17 protein-coding genes are annotated in these 16,635 nt (G+C 58.9%); 12 read left to right on the forward strand and 5 right to left on the reverse strand.

Annotation, left to right across the window (positions count from 1 at the left end):
• The first annotated feature begins 111 nt into the window (after positions 1–111).
• From argJ to LOY36_RS05905, 3 genes are all read left to right on the forward strand, one after another.
• Entirely contained in the window at positions 112–1,329 is a 1,218-nt protein-coding gene (gene argJ, locus LOY36_RS05895; protein WP_019651426.1) for a bifunctional glutamate N-acetyltransferase/amino-acid acetyltransferase ArgJ, read from the forward strand.
• A gap of 97 nt (positions 1,330–1,426) precedes the next feature.
• Positions 1,427–2,059 carry a glutathione S-transferase family protein gene (locus tag LOY36_RS05900; RefSeq protein WP_258672579.1) on the forward strand — a complete coding sequence of 211 codons (633 nt, stop codon included), beginning with the start codon at positions 1,427–1,429 and terminating at the stop codon, positions 2,057–2,059.
• Positions 2,056–3,000 carry a Nudix family hydrolase gene (locus tag LOY36_RS05905; RefSeq protein ID WP_258672580.1) on the forward strand — a complete coding sequence of 315 codons (945 nt, stop codon included), beginning with the start codon at positions 2,056–2,058 and terminating at the stop codon, positions 2,998–3,000. The genes LOY36_RS05900 and LOY36_RS05905 overlap by 4 nt, the downstream gene beginning before the upstream one ends.
• A 114-nt stretch (positions 3,001–3,114) precedes the next feature.
• On the opposite strand, the gene LOY36_RS05910 is transcribed toward LOY36_RS05905, so the two are convergent.
• The 3 genes from LOY36_RS05910 to LOY36_RS05920 are packed head-to-tail and all read right to left on the reverse strand — an operon-like array spanning position 3,115 to position 6,698.
• Entirely contained in the window at positions 3,115–3,696 is a 582-nt protein-coding gene (locus tag LOY36_RS05910) for a cob(I)yrinic acid a,c-diamide adenosyltransferase (RefSeq protein WP_019581489.1), read from the reverse strand.
• A gap of 2 nt (positions 3,697–3,698) precedes the next feature.
• The gene (locus LOY36_RS05915) at positions 3,699–5,735 is read right to left on the reverse strand and encodes an ATP-binding protein (RefSeq protein ID WP_026346057.1); all 2,037 of its coding nucleotides are present in this window, start codon (positions 5,733–5,735) and stop codon (positions 3,699–3,701) included.
• A gap of 45 nt (positions 5,736–5,780) precedes the next feature.
• Complete coding sequence (locus LOY36_RS05920; protein ID WP_258672583.1) at positions 5,781–6,698, reverse strand: putative 2-dehydropantoate 2-reductase; 918 nt, start codon at positions 6,696–6,698, stop codon at positions 5,781–5,783.
• 140 nt (positions 6,699–6,838) lie between these two features.
• Here LOY36_RS05920 and LOY36_RS05925 point away from each other — a divergent pair, with 140 nt between their 5' ends.
• Together LOY36_RS05925 and LOY36_RS05930 are read left to right on the forward strand one after the other, a co-directional pair.
• Positions 6,839–7,324: a YajQ family cyclic di-GMP-binding protein gene (locus LOY36_RS05925; RefSeq protein ID WP_018926510.1), complete on the forward strand. Its 486-nt coding sequence runs from the start codon at positions 6,839–6,841 to the stop codon at positions 7,322–7,324.
• 136 nt (positions 7,325–7,460) lie between these two features.
• Positions 7,461–8,303 (forward strand): mechanosensitive ion channel family protein, encoded by an 843-nt coding sequence (locus LOY36_RS05930; RefSeq protein WP_258672584.1) that lies wholly within the window; start codon positions 7,461–7,463, stop codon positions 8,301–8,303.
• A 141-nt stretch (positions 8,304–8,444) separates the two neighbouring features.
• Here the strand turns inward: LOY36_RS05930 and LOY36_RS05935 are convergent, their stop codons facing one another.
• A complete protein-coding gene (locus LOY36_RS05935) occupies positions 8,445–9,773 on the reverse strand; it encodes an OprD family porin (protein ID WP_258672585.1) in 1,329 nt (442 codons plus the stop codon).
• Between the two features lie 897 nt (positions 9,774–10,670).
• Between LOY36_RS05935 and LOY36_RS05940 the strand changes: the two genes are divergently transcribed.
• Both LOY36_RS05940 and LOY36_RS05945 read left to right on the forward strand, forming a co-directional pair.
• On the forward strand, positions 10,671–11,096 hold the full coding sequence (locus LOY36_RS05940) for an HIT domain-containing protein (protein ID WP_007933275.1): 426 nt from the start codon (positions 10,671–10,673) through the stop codon (positions 11,094–11,096).
• 3 nt (positions 11,097–11,099) lie between these two features.
• A complete protein-coding gene (locus tag LOY36_RS05945; RefSeq protein ID WP_019651433.1) occupies positions 11,100–11,306 on the forward strand; it encodes a SlyX family protein in 207 nt (68 codons plus the stop codon).
• Between the two features lie 62 nt (positions 11,307–11,368).
• Here LOY36_RS05945 and LOY36_RS28970 read toward each other — a convergent pair whose 3' ends face one another.
• Positions 11,369–11,971 (reverse strand): cold-shock protein, encoded by a 603-nt coding sequence (locus LOY36_RS28970; RefSeq protein WP_019651434.1) that lies wholly within the window; start codon positions 11,969–11,971, stop codon positions 11,369–11,371.
• Between the two features lie 463 nt (positions 11,972–12,434).
• Here LOY36_RS28970 and LOY36_RS05955 point away from each other — a divergent pair, with 463 nt between their 5' ends.
• The 5 genes from LOY36_RS05955 to ruvC all read left to right on the forward strand — a co-directional run bounded on the left by LOY36_RS05955 (position 12,435) and on the right by ruvC (position 16,587).
• Positions 12,435–12,773 (forward strand): ribbon-helix-helix domain-containing protein, encoded by a 339-nt coding sequence (locus tag LOY36_RS05955; RefSeq protein WP_111454753.1) that lies wholly within the window; start codon positions 12,435–12,437, stop codon positions 12,771–12,773.
• A 136-nt stretch (positions 12,774–12,909) separates the two neighbouring features.
• Positions 12,910–13,131 carry an FmdB family zinc ribbon protein gene (locus LOY36_RS05960; RefSeq protein WP_010457489.1) on the forward strand — a complete coding sequence of 74 codons (222 nt, stop codon included), beginning with the start codon at positions 12,910–12,912 and terminating at the stop codon, positions 13,129–13,131.
• A 122-nt stretch (positions 13,132–13,253) separates the two neighbouring features.
• Positions 13,254–15,029: an aspartate--tRNA ligase gene (gene aspS / locus LOY36_RS05965; RefSeq protein ID WP_019651436.1), complete on the forward strand. Its 1,776-nt coding sequence runs from the start codon at positions 13,254–13,256 to the stop codon at positions 15,027–15,029.
• A gap of 120 nt (positions 15,030–15,149) precedes the next feature.
• Positions 15,150–15,896, forward strand: coding sequence for a YebC/PmpR family DNA-binding transcriptional regulator (locus LOY36_RS05970; RefSeq protein ID WP_018926501.1), 747 nt, complete (start codon positions 15,150–15,152; stop codon positions 15,894–15,896).
• A gap of 166 nt (positions 15,897–16,062) precedes the next feature.
• Positions 16,063–16,587: a crossover junction endodeoxyribonuclease RuvC gene (gene ruvC / locus LOY36_RS05975; protein ID WP_018926500.1), complete on the forward strand. Its 525-nt coding sequence runs from the start codon at positions 16,063–16,065 to the stop codon at positions 16,585–16,587.
• The last annotated feature ends 48 nt before the right edge of the window (positions 16,588–16,635 follow it).

Here is a 16,635-nt window from a genome sequence, read left to right on the forward strand (position 1 = left end):
AACGCTGAAATACCCGCGCCGCGACCGGCTTCTGCCGTCGCGGCGTTTTGCCATTCAAACCACCGTCTATCGCAATGACGGTGCAGACAACATTTTTTAAGGAGCGCATTCATGGCTGTTGGTCTTGGTCCTTTGCCAACGTTGCACCCGGTTGCCGGTTTTGAACTCGGTATCGCCTCGGCCGGTATCAAGCGCCCGGGGCGCAAGGATGTCGTGGTCATGCGCTGTGCCGAAGGTTCCACCGTGGCGGGCGTGTTCACCCTGAACGCCTTTTGCGCCGCTCCCGTGATCCTGGCCAAGCAACGCGTGCAAGGCCCGGTACGTTACTTGCTGACCAACACCGGCAATGCCAACGCCGGCACCGGCGAACCAGGCCTGGCCGCCGCCGAGCGCACCTGCGCCAAGCTGGCCGAGCTGACCGGTGTCGATGCCAGCCTGGTGCTGCCGTATTCCACCGGCGTGATCGGCGAACCGCTGCCGGTCGAGAAAATCGAAGGCGCGTTGCAAGCCGCCCTCGATGACTTGTCGGAAAACAACTGGGAAGCTGCCGCCACCGGCATCATGACCACCGACACCCTGCCCAAGGGCGCCAGCCGTCAGTTCCAGCATGACGGCGTGACCATCACTGTCACCGGCATCAGCAAAGGCGCGGGCATGATTCGCCCGAACATGGCGACCATGCTCGGTTACATCGCCACCGACGCCAAAGTCTCCCGCGAGGTGCTGCAAAACCTGCTGCTGGACGGCGCCAACAAGTCGTTCAACCGCATCACCATCGACGGCGACACCTCGACTAACGACTGCTGCATGCTGATCGCCACCGGCAAGGCCGCACTGCCGGAAATCACCCGTGCCGAAGGCGAGCTGTTCGCCAAGTTGAAACAAGCGGTATTCGAAGTGTGCATGGACGTGGCCCAGGCCATCGTGCGTGACGGCGAAGGCGCGACCAAGTTCGTCACCGTTGAAGTCAACGGCGGCGGCAATCACCAGGAGTGCCTGGACGTCGGTTACACCGTGGCCCACTCGCCGCTGATCAAGACTGCGCTGTTCGCTTCCGATCCGAACTGGGGCCGCATTCTGGCCGCTGTAGGCCGTGCCGGTGTACCGAGCCTGGACGTGAGCAAGATCGACGTATTCCTTGGCGAGGTGTGCATCGCCAGCCGTGGCGCGCGCGCTGCCACCTACACCGAAGCCCAGGGCGCGGCGGTGATGCAGCAGGAAGAAATCACCATCCGCATCGAGCTGGGTCGCGGCGATTGCAGCGAAACCATCTGGACCACCGACCTGTCCCACGAATACGTGAAGATCAACGCCGAGTACCGCACGTAAGAAAGATCGCTTTCGCGGGCAAGTCGGATCGCCCGCGAAGACGAACCACCAGACGCTAAAGATTCTGGCTTGTACTCTTACCAAAAGGCGCCCGAACATGAGCCTCCACCTGATCATCGGCGACAAACTGTATTCTTCCTGGTCCCTGCGCGCCGCGCTGGCCCTCGACCTGACCGGCGCGTCCTACACCGAAGAACTGATCAAGCTGAACCAGCCGGATACCCGCGCACGCGTGCTCAAGCATTCGCCGACCGGGAAAGTCCCGCTGCTGAAAAGCGAACATGGCACCATCGCCGATTCGCTGGCGATTGCCGAGTACCTGGCCGAGCAATTCCCCGATGCCGGCCTCTGGCCCAAAGACACCGCCGCCCGAGCCCAGGCGCGTTCGGCTTGCGCGCAGATGCACAGCGGTTTCTTCGCCATGCGCGGCAACATGCCGTTCGACCTGAGCCACAATGCGCCGTTGTTGCCGACTCCGCCTGACGTTCAGGCCGAGATCGAGCGCATGCTGGCGTTGTGGGCTGAATGTCGCGTGGCCGCGACTGAAGCCGGCCCGTTCCTGTTCGGTGGCGCGACCCTGGCCGATGCGTTTTTCGCACCGATCGCCGTCCGCCTGCGCACCTATCAAGTGAAGCTGCCCGAGGTCGATGCAGCCTATGTCGAAACCATTTACCAATGGCCAGCTTTCAAGGCCTGGCAGAAGGCAGGTCTGGAGGAGGTCGGGCAGTGAAACGAGTACACGTGGCCGCGGCGGTTATCCGCGATAGCAACGGCAAGATCCTCATCGCTCGGCGTGCCGACACCCAGCATCAGGGCGGCTTGTGGGAGTTCCCCGGTGGCAAGGTCGAGGATAACGAATCCGTCGAAATCGCCCTGGCCCGCGAGCTTCACGAAGAGTTGGGCATCGTGGTCAATACCGCGCGACCGTTGATCAAGGTTCGCCACGACTACCCGGACAAGCAGGTGTTGCTGGATGTCTGGGAAGTCTCGGCATTTACCGGCGAACCCCATGGTGCCGAAGGCCAGCCTTTGGCCTGGGTGACTGCGCGGGAACTGCTGGACTACGAGTTTCCGGCCGCCAACCAGCCGATCGTCGCGGCTGCACGCTTGCCCGGCGAATACCTGATCACCCCGGACGGTCTGGAAACCCCGGCCTTGCTGCGCGGTATCCAGAAAGCCATCGCGGGCGGCATCAAGCTGATTCAGTTGCGTGCGCCCAATGGCTATGACCCGCAATACCGCGATCTGGCGGTGGACGCGGCGGGACTGTGTGCTGGCAAGGCGCAGTTGATGATCAAGGGGCCGTTTGAATGGCTGGGGGACTTCCCCTCCGCCGGTTGGCACATCACTGCCGCGCAGTTGCGCAAGTACGCGGCGTCCGGCCGACCGCTACCAGCGTCGCGCTGGTTGGCGGCGTCCTGCCACAACGCTGAAGAACTGGCGCTGGCCGAGCAGATGGGCGTGGACTTTGTGACCTTGTCGCCGGTGCAGCCGACCCAGACGCACCCAGATGCTCAGCCGCTGGGTTGGGAGCAGGCGTCGACTTTGATCGAAGGCTTCAGCAAACCGGTGTTCTTGTTGGGTGGTGTTGGCCCGGTAGAGCGGCAGAAAGCCTGGGAAGCGGGCGCGCAGGGTGTGGCGGGGATTCGGGCGTTCTGGCCTCAGGCTTAGTACCCGATCGTTCCCACGCTCTGCGTGGGAATGCCTCAACGGACGCTCCGCGTTCGGCTCTTGATGGGACGCAGAGCGTCCCGGGCTGCATTCCCACGCAGAGCGTGGGAACGATCAGTTAGAGGGTTTGGCCGCCGGCTGCCAAAGAATCTCGGCAATCCCCTGGCGCTTGGCAATCAGCCGTGCCGCCACAAACAACAAATCCGACAACCGATTGATATACGCCAGGCCCACCCCGGCCAACGGTTCGATCGCATTCAACTGCTGACAACGGCGTTCGGCACTACGCGCCAGGCTGCGGCACACGTGGGCCTGGGCAATCAGCGCCGAACCGCCGGGCAGAATGAAATTCTCCAGCGGCCCCAGTTCTTCATTCCACACATCAATGGCCGCTTCCAGTCGTTCGATTTCTGCCGTGTTCAGTGCCTGATACACCGGCATGGCCAGTTCGCCACCGAGGTCGAACAACCGATGCTGGCAGGGCGCCAATACCTCGATCACTTCGCCAAGCCCGGGAAACTCGCCACTTTGCGCCGCCAACCCGGCCAACAGCACGCCCACCTGGCTGTTTAGCGTATCTACCTCGCCAATGGCCTCGATTCGCGGATGGTCCTTGGGCACCCGGCGGCCGTCGCCAAGCCCGGTTTCGCCTTTGTCGCCGGTGCGGGTGTAAATCTTCGACAAACGAAAGCCCATGGTTACCTCGACAGCTGATTGAGTTCTTGAGAGTTCACCGCAGTGCCCGACAAAGGCAGGCGCAAGGTGAAACAGGTGCCTTGGCCCAGCGTCGATTGCACTTCCATCTGGCCTTTATGGTTGTTGGTGATGATGAAATACGAGACCGAGAGCCCAAGGCCGGTGCCCTGACCGATTTCCTTGGTGGTGAAGAACGGTTCGAACGTGCGTTTGCGCACGCTTTCGCTCATGCCGATGCCGTTGTCCTCGACCTGGATTTCCGCCCACGGCGGATTCAGTTTTGTGCGCAGAATGATCCGCCCCGGTTCGCGGTCGTCTGTACGCTGGTGAATGGCTTGCGCAGCGTTTTTCAGCAGGTTGAGCAGCACCTGTTCCAGTTCGTTGGCGGTGCCGGGTACCGGGCCCAGCGCCGGATCGAACTGGCGAATGATCGCCTGGCCCTTGAAGTCGAAGCCGATGGCCAGGTCGAAGTCGTTGCCGGCGATTTCCACCGCTTGATCGATCAGTGCCGGCAGGTCGCATGGCGCCATTTGCCGAGTGCTGCGGCGGCTGAAGCTGAGCATGTGGGTCACGATCTTCGCCGCCCGCGCGCCAGCCTGCTGAATGCCGTCGAGCAGCTGCGGTACTTCACGCGCTTTCAGGTACTTATTCACCGTTTCCAGTTCGATGCCCATTTGCTCGGCCTGTTCGAGGTTCTTCGGCAGGTCGGGGGACAGACGTCGACGAATGTTCTGCACGTTGTGCAGGATCGCGCCCAGCGGGTTGTTGATCTCATGGGCCATACCGGCGGCGAGGCCGCCGACCGAGAGCATTTTTTCCGACTGCACCATCATCTCTTCCAGGGACAGACGCTGGGTGATGTCGTCGATCCGGATGACCACGCCACGTCCGGCACCGCCCATCAACGGGTAGAACGTCAGGGCGTAATGCCGGGGTTCGTCGTCCTTGGGCCAGGTAACGCGTTCGATCTTGGCCACCGTATGCTGCTCGACGGTTTGCTTGAGCTGCGGCAGGAATGGCTTGAGGGGTTTGAAGGCGAGAAAGATCGGCTGGTTCAAGGCTTCGTCCAGGCGCGTGCCGGACAGTGCGCTGGCCTCCTGATTCCACTGGGTCACGTAAAGCTGCTCGTCGAGGGCGATCAGCGCCGATGGCATGGAGTCGATGATGCTGTTGAGGTAGTTCTGGAAACCGGTGAGTTTTTTCTCGATCTTGCTCCGCACCTGAACTTCCAGTTCCAGCTTGCGGTTGGTGTGACGGGTCTCTTCGGCCAGCCCCTGGGCCTGGTCGTAAGCCGCCTGGGAATCGTCGCGGGCACGCTTGAGCTGCTGCTCCCGGGCCTCGATGCGCGAGAGCATGGTGTTGAACGCTTCGGCGAGGCTGCCGATTTCGTCGTGGTTGCCGCGAGAGGCGCGCAGGGCGTAGTTCTCTTCCCGGGTGACTTGCCGGGACAGCTCTTCGAGCTGATGGATGGGGCGGGTAATCAGGCGTTTGATCTGCCGGGCGATCACCAGCCACAACAGCACGCTGAAGATCAGAATCCCCAGGCTGGCGGTCAGGGTCCCGGTGTAGAACGCCATCGGCAATTCGCTGCTGGCCACCAGCAGCAAATGCCCGGGAGCGGTGCCGGGGCGGGGCAGGGTGATCACTTGATTGCTGCGAAACTCCGTGGCTTGCCAGGCTTCGAGGTGTCGGTAGTGTTCTGGCAGGTTCAGCGTGTCGCCGTGTTGCAGCTGCGCCAGACGCGTACCCGTGCCGTCGTAAAGGGCTGCCGCACGCAGTGGTGAATAACTGTTGAGTTCGTTGAGCAGGCGTTCGGCGTTTTGCGGCGACTTCAGGGCGTCGGACACCAGGCTCGGGTTGGACACCAGTCGGCCGATGGTCTGCAGGGCCTGGGGGGCCATGCTTTCCTGGGAGATGTAATACGCGGCACTGATAAAGGTCAGGTTGGCGACCAGCAACACGGTGGTCAACAGCACCAGCAGGGCGGCCAGCAGTTTTTGGCCGACCGGAAGGTTTTCAAGGCGCTGGCGCAATGGCATCAGGTTCATCGCTGAAAAGGAACAAGTGGCCAGCGTAGCCGCTGCTCAGTCGCTGGGCAATCCAAGGCTGTGCAGATGAGCGATCAAGCGCTGCTGCAATTGATTGAGGTGGGGCAGGTTCAACTGATGCCGCGACGCAACTTTGCAGGCATAGCCCAAGAGGTAGCTGATTTCGGTGCGGCGCTGATTGGCGACATCCTGGTACATCGAGGAGAAATTGGTCGCGGTCGCCTTGATCACCCGTTCGACTTCCTCCCGGAGGTTTTCGGCTGCCGCCGGCTGGCCGCAGCGCTCCAGCAGTTCGGTGAGTTCGGCGCACAGGGTTGCCACTTCGCACTGATGTTGCTGCAAACCGCCGTTGCGGCATTCGTGCAATACGGTCAACGGGTTGATCGCACAATTGAGCGCCAGCTTGCGCCACAGCCTGGTGAGAATGTCGGTGCTCCACTCATGGGGAATGCCGGCGTCGCTCAAGTCCTCCAGCCAGAACGGTGCCACCGGATGGCCGGCATCTCCCAGCCAGGTGTAACCATGACCGGCAAACACCACGCGCCAGTCGCCATCGCGAAACGCGCCTTCGGTACTGGAAGCGAAGATGCAGCGGGCATGTGGGACTTGCGCGGCGACGGCGTCCTGGCTGCCAAGGCCGTTTTGCAACAGGATCAGTTCGGCGTCCGGTGTCAGGCGGTGGGCGAGCTGGGCCACGGCTGTTACGGCGTCATAGGCTTTACAGGCCACCAGCAGACGGCTGATCGGCCCGTCGCTGTCGGCTGTTTCGCCGGGCACCGGGTACAGCTGCGCTTCGCCGTGCTCGACCAGCGTCAGCCCGCCCGCCGCCTGATAGGCCTGCAGGCGTGCCGCGTCCCGTACGATCAGCCTGACCGGCACTGAGGCCCGTGCCAGACGGGTGGCCCACAACGTGCCGAGGCTGCCGGCACCCAGAACGTGCCAAGGGGTCGACATCAGCTTTTTGCTCGGTTTGATGCTGGCATGTGAGGCTCGCAGTATCGGTTGGAAAAGACCCGTTATAATGAGCCCGATTTTAACCGCAAGCCAAGCGCGCTCCATCGTTATCGAGCGCGCCTTTTTATTGGAGAAATTACATGCCGTCGTTCGACGTGGTATCCGAACTGGACAAACACGAAGTCACCAACGCGGTCGAGAACGCCGTCAAGGAACTCGATCGTCGTTATGACCTGAAAGGCAAGGGCAGCTTCGAGTTCAAGGAAAAAGACCTGACCGTCAACCTGACCGCTGAAGCCGATTTCCAGCTCGAAGCGATGATCGAGATCCTCAAGCTGGCCCTGGTCAAGCGCAAGATCGACGTGCAATGCCTTGAAGTCAAGGATGCCTACGCGTCGGGCAAGCTGATGAAGCAGGAAGCGGTCCTCAAGGAAGGCATCGACAAAGAGCTGGCGAAGAAAATTGTCGCCCACGTCAAAGATGCCAAGCTCAAGGTCCAGGCTGCCATTCAGGGTGAGCAGGTGCGCATCACCGGTAAAAAGCGTGACGATCTGCAGGAAGCCATCGCCGCCCTGCGTGCCAAGACTTTCGACATGCCGCTGCAGTTCAATAACTTTCGCGACTGATCTTTCAAGCGGGAACCTCTCGGCGATTTCGACGTCCGAGGCCCAAGCAACGGCAGAAACGACCGAGCCTTATGGGTTCGGTCTTTCTGCCGCTCATTTTTTGCGTGCCGGGTAGCCGGAAATCAGGAGAAAGTTGATGGATTTGAATACTGAAGTGGACAACCTGGTCAAGGCGTCTCAAGCCTGGATTCCGATGATCATGGAATATGGCAGCCGCGTGTTGCTGGCGGTGATCACCCTGGCCATTGGCTGGTGGCTGATCAACAAAGTCACGCAAAAACTGGGCGGCCTGTTGGCGTTGCGCAACGCCGACCTGGCGCTGCAAGGCTTCATCAGCAGCCTGGCGAACATCATCCTCAAGGTGCTGTTGATCGTCAGCGTGGCGTCGATGATCGGTGTGGAAACCACCTCCTTCGTCGCGGCGATCGGTGCGGCCGGCCTGGCCATCGGTCTGGCCCTGCAGGGCAGCCTGGCGAACTTTGCCGGCGGCGTGCTGATCCTGTTGTTCCGTCCGTTCCGTATCGGTGACTGGATCGAAGCCCAAGGTGTTGCCGGTACTGTCGACAGCATCCAGATCTTCCACACCGTACTGCGCACTGGCGATAACAAAACCATCATCGTGCCTAACGGTAATCTGTCGAACGGCATCATCACCAACACCAACCGTCAACCGACCCGCAAAGTAGTATTTGATGTGGGTGTGGCTTACGAGGCGGACTTGCAGAAGGCCCGTGAAGTGTTGCTGGAGCTGGCCAAGGATCCGCGAGTATTGGCTGAGCCGGCACCGGAAGCGGTGATTTCCACATTGGGCGACAGTTCGATTACTGTTTCCCTGCGCGTGTGGGTGAAAACCGCTGACTATTGGAGTGTGATGTTCATGTTTAATGAACATTCGCGCGATCGCTTGAAGACTGCCGGCATCGATATTCCATTTCCGCAGCGGGTTATTCGCGTGGTGCAGGAATCAGCAGCGGTGTAAGGATCAGTCGATCAACTAATGTCTGACCTTTCGGTCAAATATTTTGCAAGCCCCGATCCTCTAAACACAATGCTGTAGCCAATAAAAAAGGCCCATCCGAAGATGGGCCTTTTTCGATTACCGCAAACTAACTTTCTGCAATTACAGAATGTTGAGCGGGTAGTCGGTGATCAGGCGGAACTCAGAGATATCGCCTTCGCCTTCGTCTGCGTTGGCGGTGTGCCATGCTTGACGGATGCGGAACGACAGATCTTTAGCTGGGCCGGACTGAATTACGTATTTAACTTCCACGTTGGTTTCGTGGTGTTTGCCGTCTGCACCGTACAGGCCAGCGTAAGGGCTGCCTGCTGGAGTGTTGGTGCCGTCGATGTCCCAACCTTTCACGTAACGGGTCATGAAGCTCAGACCAGGTACGCCGTATTCAGCCATTTTCAGGTCGTAACGGGCCTGTACCGATTTCTCGCCAGGGGCGTTGAAGTCGGAGTACTGGATGGAGTTGGCGAGGAAGATCGAGTCGCCACCGCGGTTGTTTTTACCCACGCCGATATAGTCGAACGGAGTATCGCCATTCACTTTCTGGAAGCCCAGGGTGATGGTGTGTGCCTTCAGGAACGAGAAAGCGGCAGCGAGGGAGTAGGCGGTGTTATTGATTTCGCCTGCTTTAGCGCTACCAGTGTCCCTGGTGTTGTAGATGTTACCGTCGAAGTTGATCGACTGATCGCCACCCAATGCGAGGGTGTAGTTCGCGTTGGCGTAGTACTGGTTCCAGATGTCTTCGAGCTTGGCACCGTAGAGCGAAACGCTCAGGTCTGGGGTAATGCCGTACTTGCCGCCGAAGTAGTCGATGGAGTTGGCTTGCACGCCAGCGTAGGTTGCCCACAGGTCGCCATTACGAGCATTTCGGTCCTGGCTGGTTGCCGAGTAGAAGTGACCGGCTTCGAGGTCAAGGTCTTTGACTTCGCTGCTCTGCAGTTGGAGACCGCTGGCAGTTTGGTGAAGAATGCGGGAACCGCCTACAGCGAACACCGGAGAGGTGCTTGGCTGCATGTCGCCGATTTTCAGCTCGGTCTTGGAGATGCGGAACTTGGCGGCAGCGCCGGCTTTGCCCTGGTTGTTTTCGACCTCGCCATCATTGCCAACGGGCATGTTGCCGGTACCCGAATACTTGTCGGAACCGTCCAGCTTAATGGCCAGTTGGCCCCAAGCTTCAACGCCAACACCGATCAGACCTTGGGTGTAGCCCGAGCTGTACATGCCCTGGATGCCCTGGGTCCAGTCTTTGTCATCGACGGCGCCGTCTTTCTTGTTACGGTTGTAGTAGTAGTTGCGAACCAGCAAGTCGAGCTTGCTATCTTCAACAAAACCTTTGGCGTCAGCCTGGTCACTTACGAAAGGTGCGGCCGTAGCCAATTGAGTACTGGCTGCTGCTGCAACTGCCAGTGCGATCATGCTCCACTTCATCACGCGCATCGTGATTTGCTCCTTTGGTTTTTAGAAGAGTACTGCCGTCCCACCTGTTTTATTATCTGGGCGGCTCTTTCTTTTTGTGTCGGCGCAAACTTATATCACGCCGACCCTATTGGCGATACTTGCGCATCTAACCTTTCAGCTTCTTTACGACCCTGTCGCAAATGGCTTGATCAATGTCGCAAATTCACAATCCCGACACAATCGGACTGACAACTTCAGCGCTGTTTTCCAGGGCTTGAGCATCGGTAAAAAAGAGTCCTTGGTCCTGCACTTGAATCTCCATCGGGCAACCCTGCCACTGTTTTTATTGGTCTTCAGGCTTCCACTTCCAGCGGAGCGCTTATAGACGATACGGGTGTTAATGCAACAAGCGTGCACAAACCAGAATTCTGTTGCTGTTTTTTTCTGAAAGCCTGCCTGTTGCTGTTAAAGCCTCATAAAACCGGGGGGTTCAAGCTCGTTTTTCTTAGGCTTGACGCCATGCTTTGCATCGTGGTTACCACATCGGCGTTGCGGGGGTGACAACCAAAAACGTTACCGGTTCACCCCGCCAGTGAGTAATTGGCGGATGCTGACGCACTGAGCGTAGACGCGTTGTGCGGTTTTGGTGCAAAAAATTTTATTTCCTGTACTGAATTCACACATGGTGGCTTTGCCGTGGGTTCGAACGGTGCGTTGTTTATGGGGGGGTCGGCGTTTTTTCCGTGATGGCCGGTTCCGTCATGGTGCGTCCCGAATCAAAATGGCGCATCTCGACGCGCCCGCAGGACGGTGCTGGCGGCAGTTCGTCGTGAAGCGTGTGGCGTTCGCAGGTATGCTGCCGTCCTGTCGCTTGGTGCGCCGTCTTTCGGTGGGGGCGCTAAGCTGAAAAAAGATGACCAGAGGGGAGTGTGCGCTGTGTTCGCTTTAGATCCACGACTTCAACAAGACACGTTGCCAATCGGCGATTTCCCGCTCTGCCGGTTACTGCTGTCCAACGATTCGAATTACCCCTGGTTCATCCTCGTGCCACGCCGTGAGGATATCAGTGAAATATTTCAGCTGGATGGCGCAGATCAACAGCAGCTGTGGCGCGAAACGACTGAGCTGGCGGAAATCCTCAAGGACTCGTTCGACGCGGACAAGTTGAACGTCGCGGCCCTGGGTAACGTCGTCAATCAGTTGCACATGCATGTGATTGTGCGCAAGCGTGAGGACGCCGCCTGGCCAGCTCCGATCTGGGGCAAACAGGAGGCCAAGCCATACAGTTCAGAGCAGATCGCGACGATTCGCGAGCGACTGCGTCTGGTGTTGACCGACGATTTCAAGTTTCTGGAGGGCTGAATCATGAGCCTCGACGAACGCGTTACCGATCTGGAAAGCCGGCTGGCGTTTCAGGATGACACCATCCAGGCATTGAATGATGTGCTGGTGGCGCAGCAGCGTGTGGTCGAGCGTCTGCAGCTGCAAATGACAGCGATGCTCAAGCGGCAGGAGGAAATGGTCGGCCAGTTCGAGTCCTTCGAAGAAGAGGCTCCACCGCCGCATTACTGAAATGCAGGGCATAAAAAAACCGCGAACAGTCTGAACTGTTCGCGGTTTTTTTTAGCCTTGAATCAGCGGCGCGGCAGTGCGGCGATCACATCTTCGGCTTGCAGGCCTTTGTCACGATTCATGACAGAGAACTCCACGCGCTGGCCTTCCACCAGAACGCGGTGGCCTTCACCGCGAATCGCCCGGAAATGCACGAAAATATCATCGCCGGAGTCGCGGGAAATAAAGCCGAAGCCTTTGGAGGTGTTGAACCATTTGACGGTGCCAGTATCGCGGTTGCTCATGTCATAGCTTGGCGCGGCGGCGGCCGGTGAAGATTTGTAGAAGCTGATGGCCAGGTGCAGGAATACGGCGATCAGGGCAGCGACCAGGCTGAACAGAACGGCAGGTTGACCGGCGATGACAGGCATCGGGGCGATCAGCGTCAGGGTTTGCAGTACGACAGCCAGAACCAGCAAGGCGCTGACCAGGTTTTGCAATTGATGACGCGGGCCTTTGTTCCAGTAAGGGATAACAGGCGCAAGGGTGAGGTTGAGTAGGCCGAAAAAGGCCAGGTAAAGCGCATCGGGTTGTTGCAGGTAAGGTACCGCTTCGGATCGCAGGCTAGGGATGAAGGACAGCAGCAGGGCTGCTGCGCCCATTAGCAGGTGGACGATTTTCAACATTTTGATTAACTCACGTTAAGACGGATCACAAGGAAGAGCTGATAGAGCACGGTTCGCTTCAGAACAATAAGAGGCGTTGGGCACGTACCTGATATCAGCCTATGCGCAGCCCCCGGAAAATAGGTGGTAGCGACACACTGCCTATTTAACAGCAAAGCCTGCGGCTACTCAAATCAGGCGGTCCGGCGGCGCTTCCATTGGCATGGCGCGCGGATGACGCTGCTGAGTGTTATTCGTGCGCTGTGTTTCTCGGATCTTTCGCCTTTTCGTTGAGTGATATTGCGTCAGTTTTCGTAGGAAATCGTCCGGCCTAGGACGAGCTCCATGATCGCCCCTTCGTTGTTGGCTTATCCTACGTTGATGGTCATAAAGTCATCTGGATATACCGTAGCGCCTGCGCTTTTATAAGGAAACGGAATATGGCCTTTACAAGCAGCAAGGATGACAAAGGAGTGTCAACGGTATGGTTCATGAAGACAGGCAAGGCGAGGGGAGGAACGGTCCACTCAAGGATATAAGGATTGATTCACTTGTCGGCGAATTCGATATGGGGCTGGCCCAGCCCTTATCCCGGTCGGTGCGTTTGAATGGTTTTGCGACCTGTTTGCGGCTTGAACAGGTCTATTGGGATATTTTGGGCGACATGGCCAAGGTCAATTGCTGTTCGGTCAGTGCGCTGTTGTCCCATGTGGACCGCGAAGTGCACTTGCGCCATGGCGGGGTGAAAAACTTCACCGGGTTGGTGCGGGTTGTCTGCGTCGTGCACAGCCTGAAGGAGGGCAGTTGCCCCGTCATGGCTTAGCGAGAGCAGCTGAATGAGTCGAGTGTCGGTCTGTGCAGTCTTACGGCTGCACAGGCTGCATTTAATGGATATAATCCCGCTCTTTGCCGCAAAGCCCTGCATGCGCGGTAGCAATCTGATCGCCGAGACAACCCCCATGCCGATGTACGATTACCAATGTGCTTCCTGTGGTCATCAGTTGGAAGCCATTCAAAAGATCAGCGCAGCACCGCTGGTCGACTGCCCTGCCTGCCAGGCGCCAGAGCTTAAAAAGATGCTGTCCATGCCCGGTTTCCGCCTCAGTGGCACCGGCTGGTACGAAACCGACTTCAAGACCGGTTCCAAGAAAAATCTGGCCGGTGGCGACAAAGCTGACTAGGGTCTAGCGCCCGGGTTGAACGACACGCGCGAGCTCTTGCATCATCTGGCACCTTATTCAAGTGCGGTGGTGCGGCAAGACCTCCACCCGAATTTCGAATTACGAGAAGTGAAACCACTACCATGATGCGCAGCCATTATTGCGGCCAACTGAACGAAAGCCTGGAAGGCCAGGAAATTACCCTTTGCGGATGGGTTCACCGTCGCCGTGACCATGGCGGGGTGATTTTCCTCGATATCCGTGATCGTGACGGTCTGGCCCAGGTGGTGTTCGATCCGGACCGTGCCGAGAGCTTCGCCGCCGCCGATCGCGTGCGCAGCGAGTACGTCGTGAAGATCACCGGCAAGGTTCGCCTGCGTCCGGCCGGTGCAACCAACGCCAACATGGCGTCGGGCATGATCGAGGTCCTGGGCTACGAGCTGGAAGTGCTGAACGAATCGGAAACCCCGCCGTTCCCGCTGAACGAGTTCTCCGACGTTGGCGAAGAAACCCGCCTGCGTTATCGCTTCCTTGACCTGCGTCGCCCTGAAATGGCCGAGAAGCTGCGTCTGCGTTCGCGCATGACGACCAGCATCCGCCGCTATCTGGACGAGAACGGTTTCCTCGACGTCGAGACGCCGATCCTGACCCGTGCGACGCCGGAAGGCGCGCGTGACTATCTGGTGCCGAGCCGTACTCACGCCGGTTCGTTCTTCGCCTTGCCGCAATCGCCGCAGCTGTTCAAGCAACTGCTGATGGTGGCCGGCTTCGATCGCTACTACCAGATCGCCAAGTGCTTCCGCGACGAAGACCTGCGGGCTGATCGCCAGCCGGAATTCACCCAGATCGACATCGAGACCAGCTTCCTCGATGAAAAAGACATCATGGGCCTGACCGAAGGCATGATCCGCAACCTGTTCAAGGAAGTGCTGGACCTGGAATTCGGCGAATTCCCGCACATGACCTTCGAAGAAGCCATGCGCCGCTACGGTTCCGACAAGCCAGACCTGCGTAACCCGCTGGAACTGGTGGATGTTGCCGACCAGCTCAAGGAAGTCGATTTCAAGGTGTTCAGTGGCCCGGCCAATGACCCGAAATGCCGTATCGCCGCCTTGCGCGTTCCAGGCGGGGCGAGCATGCCGCGCAAGCAGATCGACGATTACACCAAGTTCGTCGGCATCTACGGTGCCAAGGGCCTGGCGTACATCAAGGTCAACGAGCGTGCTGCCGGTGTTGAAGGTCTGCAGTCGCCGATCGTGAAAAACATCCCGGAAGCCAACCTGAACGTGATCCTCGATCGCGTCGGTGCGGTCGATGGCGACATCGTGTTCTTCGGTGCCGACAAAGCCAAGATCGTCAGCGAAGCCCTCGGCGCGCTGCGGATCAAGCTGGGCCATGACCTCGAGCTGCTGACCTGCAAGTGGGCGCCAATGTGGGTCGTCGACTTCCCGATGTTCGAAGAGAACGACGACGGCAGCTTCAGCGCCTTGCACCACCCGTTCACCGCGCCGAAGTGCACTCCTGAAGAGCTGGAAGCCAACCCGGCCGGCGCTTTGTCCCGTGCCTACGACATGGTTCTGAACGGCACCGAGCTGGGTGGCGGTTCGATCCGTATCCACCGCAAGGAAATGCAACAGTCGGTCTTCCGTCTGCTGGGTATCAACGAAGCGGAACAGGAAGAGAAATTCGGCTTCCTGCTCGACGCCCTGAAATACGGCGCGCCGCCGCACGGTGGTCTGGCCTTCGGTCTGGACCGTCTGGTGATGCTGATGACCGGCGCCCAGTCGATCCGTGAAGTGATCGCCTTCCCGAAAACCCAGAGTGCTGCGGACGTGATGACGCAGGCTCCGGGCGTGGTAGATGCCAAGGCGTTGCGCGAACTGCACATTCGTCTGCGCGAAACGCCAAAGGCAGAGTAAGGCTGACCGCAAAGGCGCATCCTGTGGGATGCGCCTTTTCTTTAGGTCGAGATTTTTTTGTTGCTGGCCGACACTCCCTGTGTGGCGGGCGATGTTACAAAGAGAAATTCGGAGCGAGTTATGGCGGGTCATTCCAAGTGGGCGAACATCAAGCACCGCAAAGAACGTCAGGATGCCAAGAAGGGCAAGATTTTCACCAAGTGGATTCGTGAACTGACGGTCGCTGCCCGTCAGGGCGGCGCTGATCCGGGCTCCAACCCGCGTCTGCGTCTGGCGCTGGATAAGGCGCTGGGCGCGAACATGAGCCGTGACATCATCGACCGCGCGGTGGCGCGTGGTGCCGGCGCTGCCGATACCGATGACATGGTCGAGCTGACCTACGAAGGCTATGGCCCGGGCGGCGTGGCAGTGATGGTCGAATGCATGACCGACAACCGCAACCGCACCGCAGCCGCTGTTCGTCACGCGTTCAGCAAGTGCGGCGGTAACCTCGGTACCGACGGTTCGGTGGCTTATCTGTTCGAACGCAAAGGGCAGATTTCCTTCGCGCCAGGGGTTGATGAAGACGCGCTGATGGAAGCAGCCATGGAAGCCGACGCCGATGACGTGGTGACCAACGAAGACGGCTCCATCGACGTGTTCACCTCGTTCGCCGGCTTCTATTCCGTGCGTAACGCCTTGGAGGCCGCAGGCTTCAAGGGCAGCGATGCGGAAATCGTCATGTTGCCGACCACCAGTGCCGAGCTGGATCTGGAAGGCGCCGAGAAGGTTCTCAAGCTGATCGACATGCTCGAAGACCTGGATGACGTGCAGAACGTGTATTCCAACGCGGACATTCCAGAGGCGGTGGCCGCGCAGCTCGGTTGATGCATCGATAAAGATCGCAGCCTTCACCCGGCCCCTACGCTGTACCCGTAGGAGCTGCCGAAGGCTGCGATCTTTTGATTTTCAGCTTTTTAATTAAAAGATCGCAGCCTTCGGCAGCTCCTACACAGTTATCCTCAGCCAACCGCGATCTCTTTCTGCAGGCGTTATGACTTTAATTCTTGGTATCGACCCCGGCTCGCGTATCACCGGTTACGGCATTGTTCGCGATACTGGCCGTGGTTGTGTTTACGTGGCATCGGGCTGTATCCGCACCGGTGCTGGCGAGTTGCATGAGCGTCTGCAGATCGTCTATCGCGGCGTGCGTGAAATCATTCAGACTTATGGCCCGGTCACCATGGGCATCGAAAAGGTGTTCATGGCGCGCAATGCCGACTCCGCGCTGAAACTGGGGCAGGCCCGTGGCGCGGCGATTGTCGCCGGCGCCGAAGAGAGCCTGGAAATTGCCGAGTACACCGCAACCCAGGTCAAGCAGGCCGTGGTCGGCACCGGCGCCGCCAATAAAGAACAAGTGCAAATGATGGTCATGCACATGCTGAAACTGACCAGCAAGCCGCAAATCGATGCCTCGGATGCCCTGGCCATCGCGATTTGCCACGCTCACACCCGTTCCAGCCTGTTGCCCCATGGCTTGGGCGCGGCACGCAGTCGTGGCGGGCGCCTGCGTCTCTGATAGCATCAGCAATCATTTTTTGTGGGATGAGGGTTTTGCGCCTGTGTT

Source organism: Pseudomonas sp. B21-019 (assembly GCF_024749225.1).
In the GTDB taxonomy this organism is placed as follows: Bacteria; Pseudomonadota; Gammaproteobacteria; order Pseudomonadales; family Pseudomonadaceae; genus Aquipseudomonas.